This window comes from Streptomyces sp. NPDC004561, assembly GCF_053602155.1.
On sequence record NZ_JBSGDB010000400.1, the window covers coordinates 1 to 8,096 of the forward strand.

The window sequence follows — 8,096 nt, forward strand, 5'->3', positions numbered from 1 at the left end:
ATCCGTCGCTACATCATCTGGCGGAACAAGCATGCCGCCGACGACCGCCTCCGTGAGGTCGTGAACAGGGCGAACGTAGCTTGATGCGGCACTAGTCCACCTGCGGACGCCGGCCGCCGTGCCCCAGGCGCTGCGCGGCCCGCTGCTCGGCGCGGTCGGATGCCAGATCGCCTCCGCCGGGACGAGCCCTGCCCACACCGCCGACCTCGCGTCCGTATGGGGCACGGAATGGGTCGGGACACGCACCGTGACGCACCGGCAGATGAGGAAGAACCGCCAGGAGGTACTCGCTCATACGTGTGATCGCGCCCGGGAGCAGCGTGCGTCCCGGGCGCAACCCATGCGGGGTGGAGACGTTACTCAGCGCGGACCTGGGCCGCCTGCATGCCCTTCTGCCCCTTCTCGGCGATGAAGGACACGGTCTGCCCTTCCTTCAGGTTCTTAAAACCGTCGGCCTCAATGGCCTTGAAGTGGACGAACAGGTCTTCACCCCCCTCATCGGGTGTGATGAAGCCGAAGCCCTTCTCGTCGTTGAACCACTTCACGGTGCCGGTCTGTCGAATACTCACACTTCCACCGATCTCCACGAGGATGATGACAACCTCCATCACACCACCGCTTGCCACCGTGAAACAGGCAAGTCAGCCAGTGCCCAGCCCACGAGGCGCCGGACATGGAATCGAATGTGTGCTCTGTGAACCGTAGCGGCTCCAGCTGCTCCACTTCGCCCGGCGCGTGATGGTCAAGCAGGCGACGGCCGCCCTGGCCCGGCTCGACGACTGAATCGAGGCCGAGGAGCGGCAGACGGCGGCATCGGGGTGAAGGAATGCGGCCGCCGGTGCCGAAGCAGTTGATCCAGTACGGGCCGTGCCGGTCGAACGTGGATGCCGTGCAGACCGGAGGCTGCTGGGCGGCGGCGAAGAGCGGGCGCTACCGCCCCGATCAGCCGACCGACAGACGCTCGATGCGCTGCGCGGGCAGGTCGCGCCCTGCATCCACTGCCGGCCCGACACGGCCCTGGACCACGCAGGGCCCCCGGACAGGGCCCAGGGGGATGCCCTGGGCCTCTGCGCCTGCGGGAACATGCCGTGGCCGGGTGTGGGTCACTCCACGTGGAACTGCTGGTGCACCTCGCCCGTGCAGGGGTACAGATGGACCCGCGCGCCGTTCACGGTGCCGTCGATCGCCGTCACGCACCAGTTCCCCAGGACGCGGATCTCGTACTTCCCGTCCACAGTCGGAACGAATCGGAACCTCTGGTTCACGGCACCGTTGCAGCGGTACTGGATGACCCCGTACTGGGGCTTGGCGCCCGGGACGTCCCAGCACTTGCCCGTGAAGGTGCGGACCTCCTGCTCGTAGACGGTGCCGCGGTTGAAATCGAACACCTGACTCGCCGCGCCCGTGCAGTGGTTCTGGACGATCTGCACGTCGTCGTGGGGGCTGCTGCCCGGAGCGTGAGCTTCACGCTCGCGTTCCGTACGGGCCCGCGCCCCGCTCCGCGACGATGCTGGACCTGGCCGGTGGGGCAATTGACTGACGGCATGGAATTAAGGGGCGACGTTCGGAAATTGCTCGATGGCCCATCGGCGAAAGTGGAGGATCCAGCGTCCATTGTTCCCGCGCAGCACATCGACCGCTCGATGAGTTCTTTCTTTGTTGCGTGTCGGCACGTACAGCACACACTCACCCCGTCTCAATGCGGCTGCGTGTACCTCCAGCGCCTTCCCCTCGTACGCCCCTTGCTGCAGGAAACGAGTGATGCGCGCGACGACACCGCGCCGAGCGCCGTGGGCGTCCAGGAGGCGTGCTCCCTCCGGCCCGGACAGAAGGTGCACCGACGAGAGATTGAACCCCTCGGCCTCCAATTGCCGGCAGGCGGCATACGCCTGTTTCTCGTCGCTGAAAACAGCCACCACCCGCTGCATCGGGTAGAGATAGAATCGCTCCTCATTTTTCCGCGGCTGCCCCATGCTGCGGCTCCTTCCGTGGAATCGACGTTTCTAGTGGCGGGACGTGCCGGCTGTCACGGCAGGATCGCGATGGCGCTGGACCAGTTCAGGCCGAGTCGTTCCTGGGACGCCATGTGCAGGAACTGGAAGGCTTCCAGCTCGCGCGCCCGGCGCAGCGGCCCCACGTCCAGGGGACGCAGCCCCGCGGAGGCGACCAGGCCGGATACAGCCTGTTTCGAGGTGTCGTCGTCTCCGGCGATGAAGACGTCCAGCGGCCGGCCGGCCACCTCACCTGTGGTGAGCGGCCCGGCGAAGGTGGTGTTGAAGGCTTTGACGACCCGGCTGTCCGGCGCGGCGGCGGCGATCTGTTCGGCGGCGGAGGTGCCGGGGGGTACGACGAGTGAGTCGAAGGTGGTGAAATCCACCGGGTTGGAGATGTCGATGACGGTCTTCCCTGCCAGGTTGCCGGCCCACGCGGCGGCCGTGTCGCGTCCGGCCGGGTGAGGCAGGGCGAGTACCACGATGTCGGCGTCAGCCGCGGCGTCCGCGTCGACCGCCGTGACCTCCGCTCCGGGGGTGGCCTGGCTCAACGTGGCGGCCAGGTCGACCGCCTTGGCCTTGTTGCGGTCGTGCAGACGGACGGAATGCCCGCCGGCCGCTGCCCGGGTACCGATTCCGCGGGCCATGTTTCCGGCACCGACGATGGCGACGATCATGCGTTGCTCCTCGATGGACGGCCCCTGCTCCCCACCCTCACACCCGCCGACGGCTGCTGCCACCGACGGGGGTTCTCCCGGCTGACGCCCGTGCCAGGATGACCGGCCAGGTCACCCAGCGGGCGGGAAGCGGGCCTCCAGAGCAGCTGCGGCGTGTGCTCGCGGCCCACGCCTGGTAGTCCAGCTCGCAGCGGGTGTCGCCATTCGCCGGGGCCGGGGAGCCTCCCAGCGGTCCGGCACCGTGCCCTGGCCCACTCCGCAATCGTTTGAAACTGGCGAGCAGGTGGACGCCGCAGGTTCGAGGATGGATAGGCGGAGAGATGCTGGTCTGCCGACGCCGGGGCGTCGCCGGACACCGCCATCGAGGTGCGTCGGCCGCCGCTCGGATCGTCGCACCGGCGCAGTCCGACACCGCCTCGCGCGGTCTGCTCCGGCGGAGCTCTCCGCCCTGGTTACTGGTTACGACGCCTTCATCCGTCAAGGCGGGAAGGGCACGGGATCTCACGATGACTGCACCCGGCACGGCTCAACGGGTCCTGGCAGGGCTGGACGCCGCCCTGATCCAGAGTATCGAGGCGCTGTACAAGGACCTGCACGCTCACCCCGAGGTTTCCTTCGATGAACACCGCACGGGCGCGGGAGTCGCACGCCGTGCTCGGGAACTGGGTTACGAGGTCACCGAGGGTGTGGGACGGACCGGTGTGGTGGCCAGGCTGGTGAACGGTCAGGGCCCGGCCGTGCTGCTGCGCGCCGACTTCGACGCGCTGCCCGTGACCGAGCGGACCGGGCTGCCCTACGCCTCGACGAACCGGGGCGTCATGCACGCCTGCGGGCATGACGTACACGCCGCCTGTCTGTTGGGCACGATGGCGCTCCTCGCCGGGGCACGCGACAAGTGGTCGGGGACGGTCCTGGCCGTGTTCCAGCCCGCTGAGGAACTCGGCCAGGGTGCCCAGGCCATGGTCGACGACAACCTGTACGTCCGCTTCGGCACACCCGACGTCGTCCTCGGTCAGCATGTGATGGCGATCCCGGCCGGCACCATTGCCTGCCATCCTGGCCTCGCCTTCGCCGCCACCGACGCCCTCAGAGTGCGCATGTTCGGGCGCGGGGCACACGCGTCGATGCCGGAGGCGGCGATCGACCCGGTGGTGATGGCGGCCTCCACCGTGATGCGGCTGCAGACCGTGGTCTCCCGCGAGATCGCGTCCAGGGACCGGGCCGTGGTGACCGTCGGCGCCCTCCAGGCCGGCACCAAGGACAATGTCATTCCGGATGAGGCCGAACTGCAGCTCAACATCCGCACCTACACCTCGCGGGTACGGGCGGCCGTCCTGAGCGCGGTGGAACGGATCGTGCGCGGTGAGGCGGAGGCGGCAGGGGCACCACAGGAGCCCGAGATCAGCACCATGCACACCTTTCCGCTCATGGTCAACGACGAGGACGCCTGCGCCCGGACCATGGCCGCGATCGGTGACGTGATCGGCCACGACAGGCTGACCGACCCCGGTGCCTCCTCCGGCAGTGAGGACGTCGGCGTCTTCGGCACCAGCGCGAACGTCCCGGTGTGCTACTGGCTGCTCGGCGGCGTCGATCCGGACGTCTACGCGAAGGCAGACGCCGCGGGCACCAGGAACCGCGACATCCCGCAGAACCACTCTCCGTACTTCGCACCCGTCATGCAGCCCACCCTCACCAACGGCGTCACCTCGCTGACCACCGCCGCCCTCGCGTGGCTCGACCCGCCCTCACACCCACCATCACCGTCCGCATGACCAGGCCGTGCAGTGCACCCTCGGGACGCCCGCCGGCCGAGCGGGTCCCTCCCACGGCAGGAGGTACAGACATGAAGATCGGCATTGTGGGGGTGGGCGCCGTCGGGTCGGCCACGGCGCTGTCCCTCGTCGAACGCGGAGGAGTCTGCAGAGAGATCCTGCTGATCGACCGGAACACCGCCCGCGCGGACGGCGTGGCCGCCGATCTGCGATACGCCGCCCCCTTGTCGCCGACGGTAGATCTGCGCCCCGGCGGTTATCAGGATCTCGCCGGTGCCGCAGTCGTCGTGATCACCGCAGGGGTCAACGAGAAGGCCGGCGGTGCCACGGACCGGTCCGATGCGAAGGGGCGTCTGAGGCTTCTGGAGACGAACGCCAAGGTCTTCGCCGACATCGTTCCGCAGGTGGTCGAGGTCGTGCCGCAGGCGGTGCTCATGGTCGTCACCGACCCGCCCGATCCGTTGGCGGACCTCACCCGGCGTCTGGCCGGACACAACCGGGTGTTCTCCACCGGCACTCTCATCGACAGTCTGCGCTTCCGCGTCCACCTCGCGGACCGCCTCCGGGTCCGGCCACGTGACGTGCAGGCTCTGGTGGTGGGCGAGCACGGCACTTCCGAGGTGCTGTTGTGGTCCTCCGCGAGTGTCGGCGGCATCCCCGTCACCGACCTGCTGAGCCAGGGCGGCCAGCCTGTCGATCGCATACGCACGGAGATCGAAGACGGCATCCGCTACGCCAACATCACGATCATCGAGGGCACCGGCGCGAGCCAGTACGGAATCGGCGCCGTCTCCGCCCGGCTCGTCGACGCGGTCCTGCGGGACGAACGCGCGGTGCTGCCCGTCGCGGCCTACTCCCCCGCACGAGGCGTCACGCTCTCCCTGTCCAGCGTTCTCGGCGCGGGCGGCGTCCAGCAGATGCACGAACCCGCCATGACACCGGAAGAGTCCCGAGCGCTGGACGACAGTGTCGGCGTCCTGCGCGAAGCCGCCCAGCGAGCCATCGCCATCGGGGCGAAGTGAGTGGGGGCGTTGCCCCAAGGCCGGGAAGTTAGCCTGTTTGTGCTGGTGGCAAGGGGGTTGAGGTCCAGGCAGTGGCTGCGTAGAGGCCGGGCCCGAGTTTGTGGATGAGCCCGGTGTCGGCCCATCGGGAGAGCTGCCGATACATGGTGTGCAGGGTGATGTCGCCGAAGTGGGCGGCGATCTCCGCGGGTCTCCATAGGCGCGTCGGGTCGTCCTGCAGCAGGGCGAGAATCCGGTGTCGTCGGCGCTGGGCTGGGGCGGTGTAGCGGTCGTCGCGGGAGGCCGTGGGCAAAGGCGGCTGTTCGGGGCCGGGTTCGAGGACGGTGACGGTGAGGTCGGTGATGGTGCGGCTGTGATCGGGACGGCCGTCGTCGCGTCGCTCGCTGTAGCGGGACATCGGGGACTTGACCTTGCGGGTGCTGGTCCGGTGTCGGCGGGGCGCGAGGAGTCAGGCCAGCACCCGCCGGCCGATCAGCCCGAGGGAGCCCGGCTCGTCCGGGACGATCCCGGCGGCCTGAATGAGCTGGTCACGGGGTCTGCAGGGCGATGGTGAAGCAGCAGCGGTCGGGGTCGGTGCCGCCTCGATGGAGAACGACCCCGGGGGGCCGTTCGGCAGCAGGTGCTACACGCTGACGCTCTTCGAGGCGATCGACCGGGGGATCTGTGCCCCCTACCAGGTGGTGTGCCTCGACATCACCGACACCCAGCTCCAGGCCGCGCAGTTCCTCGGCGCCAAAGCACGCTCGGACCCGGTACGCGGAGCCCGCCTCACCGCGCTGCTCAAGGCGTCCTCGAAGGAGGACTTCCGGCGCACACGCAGATCTATTCCACGATTGGCCCAGTTAGACACTCTTCAAATGGACCACATGTCCGGGCCACTAGCTGCATAGGCTCGACACCAATGCGGCTGACACCACGAGCGACCTCTGCAGGGATCCCGAGATCGACACCGCTGCCTGCTTTGGATTTCCGGCCCATACCTCCCGGTCGGCCGGACTGAGTGAGAGGACAAAGATCTGCTGTGAAGGCGTGCGGAGTATCCGGGGCCGGGAAGGAAGTCGCCCTGCTGGAGTTGCCCGAACCGTCATCTCCCGGGCCCGGTCAGATCCTGGTGGCGGTTGAAGCGGCCGGGGTCGGCCCGTGGGACGAACTGCTCAACGGCGCCGGCTGGGACGTGGGGCTGCGCCCCCCGGCGGCACTGGGAGTGGAGGGCGCGGGCAAGGTGCTGGCCGTCGGCGCGGGTGTCACCGGGTTTGCCGTAGGCGACCGGGTGCTCGCCCACGAGGCCCCGCTGCCCGGGGGAAGCGGCTTCTGGGCCGAACGCGTTCTGATCAACGCGGATCACACGGCAGCCTGCCCACCCGGGCTGGACGCCGTGCACGCGGCGGCGCTGCCGGTCAACGGACTGACCGCGTGGCAGGCCCTGGAGAAGCTGGACCTCAGCCGAGGACAGCGGCTCCTGATCACCAACGGAGGCGGGGCCACCGGAGCCCTGGCCATCCAGCTCGCCGCGGCCAAGGGCATCGAGGTGACCGCGACCGCGTCTGCTGCCGCCGCAGAGCGCCTGCTCGGTCTGGGAGCGATGGAGGTCGTCGACTACCACGACCCGAACTGGCCGGCCAAGGTACGCGGCGGGTTCGACGCCGCCCTCACCATCGCCACCGGCACGGCGGGCGCCGCGCTGCCTTTGGTCCGGGACGGCGGCCGACTGTGCTCCCTGACCTCGGATGCGCCTGCGGAGGAACGAGGCATCACGAGTTGGGACCTCTACCTCGAGCCCAACGCCACGCAGCTTGCCCAGCTGGCGGAGCAGGCCGCCGCGGGAACCTTGAAACTCGCACCGGAACCCCTGCCGCTGAGCGAGGGACCAGCTGCGTTCGCCCGGGTGGTCACCGGACAGGCCGGCGGTAAGAAGATCGTGCTCACCCAAGCATGACCCGACCGGCCACCGCCCGATCCCGATGCTGGTCCCCGGTGTCCGCCAGGGGCGCCTGACCAGCACGTACGGCGGCGGCTCGCGAACGCACCAGGGTGTCGCGGGCCGCCGCCGTACGAACAGGCGAGCTCAAAAGGCGTTCGGGGCGATTCCCTGCGCACGCGCGAGTGCTCACCTTGGTATCGCTGCCCAGCACGACACCGGTGTCACCCTCTTCCCGCGTCCAGCCGGTGATGTCGAGCAACAGGCGTCCAGCAGACCGCCGACCAGTGCCCCGAAGCTCCGGACGTACGGGCCACCACCCGACGCGCGCAGGAGAACGAGCAGCGGCGCGCCGAGGAGCTTCCGGCTCGGCCGACGACCGGGGCGCTGACCGAGGAACGGCGCGAACAAGTGGACGACATCGCCCCCTCCTGGTGCCCCGCCTGGCCCATCGAGTGGCAACGCGCCTTCGTTCTCGCCCCCGCTACCACCAGCCGGCCCCCTTCCGACCACGGAAAGGGGGCCGGAGTCGTTCGGCGGCTCCCCCGCACACCGCCGTGACCTCAGCGCGGACCGCATGTCCTGGCGTCGAGACGCCCAGGACACTGCCACGGGTAGCCGGGGACCTTGCAGCGGTGCGTGTGGCATGACGTAGTGTGCGGGCGCATGGCCTTGTGGAGCTTGACGAGATGGAGAAGGCCGCGGGCAGAGCG

General features: G+C 69.2%; 9 protein-coding genes and 1 pseudogene. 5 read left to right on the top strand and 5 right to left on the bottom strand.

What is annotated here, in order from left to right:
- A pseudogene (locus tag ACWEN3_RS35560) lies at positions 1-84 on the top strand (transposase); the annotation flags it as partial.
- A 272-nt stretch (positions 85-356) separates the two neighbouring features.
- On the opposite strand, the gene ACWEN3_RS35565 reads toward ACWEN3_RS35560, so the two are convergent.
- The 4 genes from ACWEN3_RS35565 to ACWEN3_RS35580 form a co-directional block, all read right to left on the bottom strand.
- Positions 357-608: a cold-shock protein gene (locus tag ACWEN3_RS35565; RefSeq protein ID WP_452979559.1), complete on the bottom strand. Its 252-nt coding sequence runs from the start codon at positions 606-608 to the stop codon at positions 357-359.
- Positions 609-1,103: 495 nt separating this feature from the next.
- Positions 1,104-1,532 (bottom strand): RICIN domain-containing protein, encoded by a 429-nt coding sequence (locus tag ACWEN3_RS35570; protein WP_452979561.1) that lies wholly within the window; start codon positions 1,530-1,532, stop codon positions 1,104-1,106.
- An 18-nt stretch (positions 1,533-1,550) separates the two neighbouring features.
- Positions 1,551-1,973, bottom strand: coding sequence for a hypothetical protein (locus ACWEN3_RS35575; protein ID WP_452979564.1), 423 nt, complete (start codon positions 1,971-1,973; stop codon positions 1,551-1,553).
- Between the two features lie 53 nt (positions 1,974-2,026).
- On the bottom strand, positions 2,027-2,668 hold the full coding sequence (locus ACWEN3_RS35580) for an NADPH-dependent F420 reductase (protein ID WP_452979567.1): 642 nt from the start codon (positions 2,666-2,668) through the stop codon (positions 2,027-2,029).
- A 506-nt stretch (positions 2,669-3,174) separates the two neighbouring features.
- Between ACWEN3_RS35580 and ACWEN3_RS35585 the strand changes: the two genes are divergently transcribed.
- Together ACWEN3_RS35585 and ACWEN3_RS35590 are read left to right on the top strand one after the other, a co-directional pair.
- On the top strand, positions 3,175-4,443 hold the full coding sequence (locus tag ACWEN3_RS35585; protein ID WP_452979569.1) for an amidohydrolase: 1,269 nt from the start codon (positions 3,175-3,177) through the stop codon (positions 4,441-4,443).
- A gap of 71 nt (positions 4,444-4,514) precedes the next feature.
- On the top strand, positions 4,515-5,465 hold the full coding sequence (locus tag ACWEN3_RS35590) for a lactate/malate family dehydrogenase (RefSeq protein WP_452979572.1): 951 nt from the start codon (positions 4,515-4,517) through the stop codon (positions 5,463-5,465).
- 28 nt (positions 5,466-5,493) lie between these two features.
- Here the strand turns inward: ACWEN3_RS35590 and ACWEN3_RS35595 are convergent, their stop codons facing one another.
- Entirely contained in the window at positions 5,494-5,862 is a 369-nt protein-coding gene (locus ACWEN3_RS35595; RefSeq protein ID WP_452979575.1) for a hypothetical protein, read from the bottom strand.
- A 187-nt stretch (positions 5,863-6,049) separates the two neighbouring features.
- Between ACWEN3_RS35595 and ACWEN3_RS35600 the strand changes: the two genes are divergently transcribed.
- Together ACWEN3_RS35600 and ACWEN3_RS35605 are read left to right on the top strand one after the other, a co-directional pair.
- On the top strand, positions 6,050-6,355 hold the full coding sequence (locus ACWEN3_RS35600; protein ID WP_452979578.1) for a hypothetical protein: 306 nt from the start codon (positions 6,050-6,052) through the stop codon (positions 6,353-6,355).
- A gap of 131 nt (positions 6,356-6,486) precedes the next feature.
- Positions 6,487-7,401, top strand: coding sequence for an NADP-dependent oxidoreductase (locus ACWEN3_RS35605; RefSeq protein WP_452979580.1), 915 nt, complete (start codon positions 6,487-6,489; stop codon positions 7,399-7,401).
- Positions 7,402-8,096 lie beyond the last annotated feature (695 nt).

What these genes read in the sequence shown, in the direction of transcription:
- ACWEN3_RS35595 (WP_452979575.1), bottom strand. Translation starts at nt 5,862, where the DNA reads ATGTCCCGCTACAGCGAGCGACGCGACGACGGCCGTCCCGATCACAGC.
- ACWEN3_RS35585 (WP_452979569.1), top strand. Translation starts at nt 3,175, where the DNA reads ATGACTGCACCCGGCACGGCTCAACGGGTCCTGGCAGGGCTGGACGCC.
- ACWEN3_RS35565 (WP_452979559.1), bottom strand. Translation starts at nt 608, where the DNA reads ATGGAGGTTGTCATCATCCTCGTGGAGATCGGTGGAAGTGTGAGTATT.
- ACWEN3_RS35600 (WP_452979578.1), top strand. Translation starts at nt 6,050, where the DNA reads ATGGAGAACGACCCCGGGGGGCCGTTCGGCAGCAGGTGCTACACGCTG.
- ACWEN3_RS35580 (WP_452979567.1), bottom strand. Translation starts at nt 2,668, where the DNA reads ATGATCGTCGCCATCGTCGGTGCCGGAAACATGGCCCGCGGAATCGGT.
- ACWEN3_RS35575 (WP_452979564.1), bottom strand. Translation starts at nt 1,973, where the DNA reads ATGGGGCAGCCGCGGAAAAATGAGGAGCGATTCTATCTCTACCCGATG.
- ACWEN3_RS35590 (WP_452979572.1), top strand. Translation starts at nt 4,515, where the DNA reads ATGAAGATCGGCATTGTGGGGGTGGGCGCCGTCGGGTCGGCCACGGCG.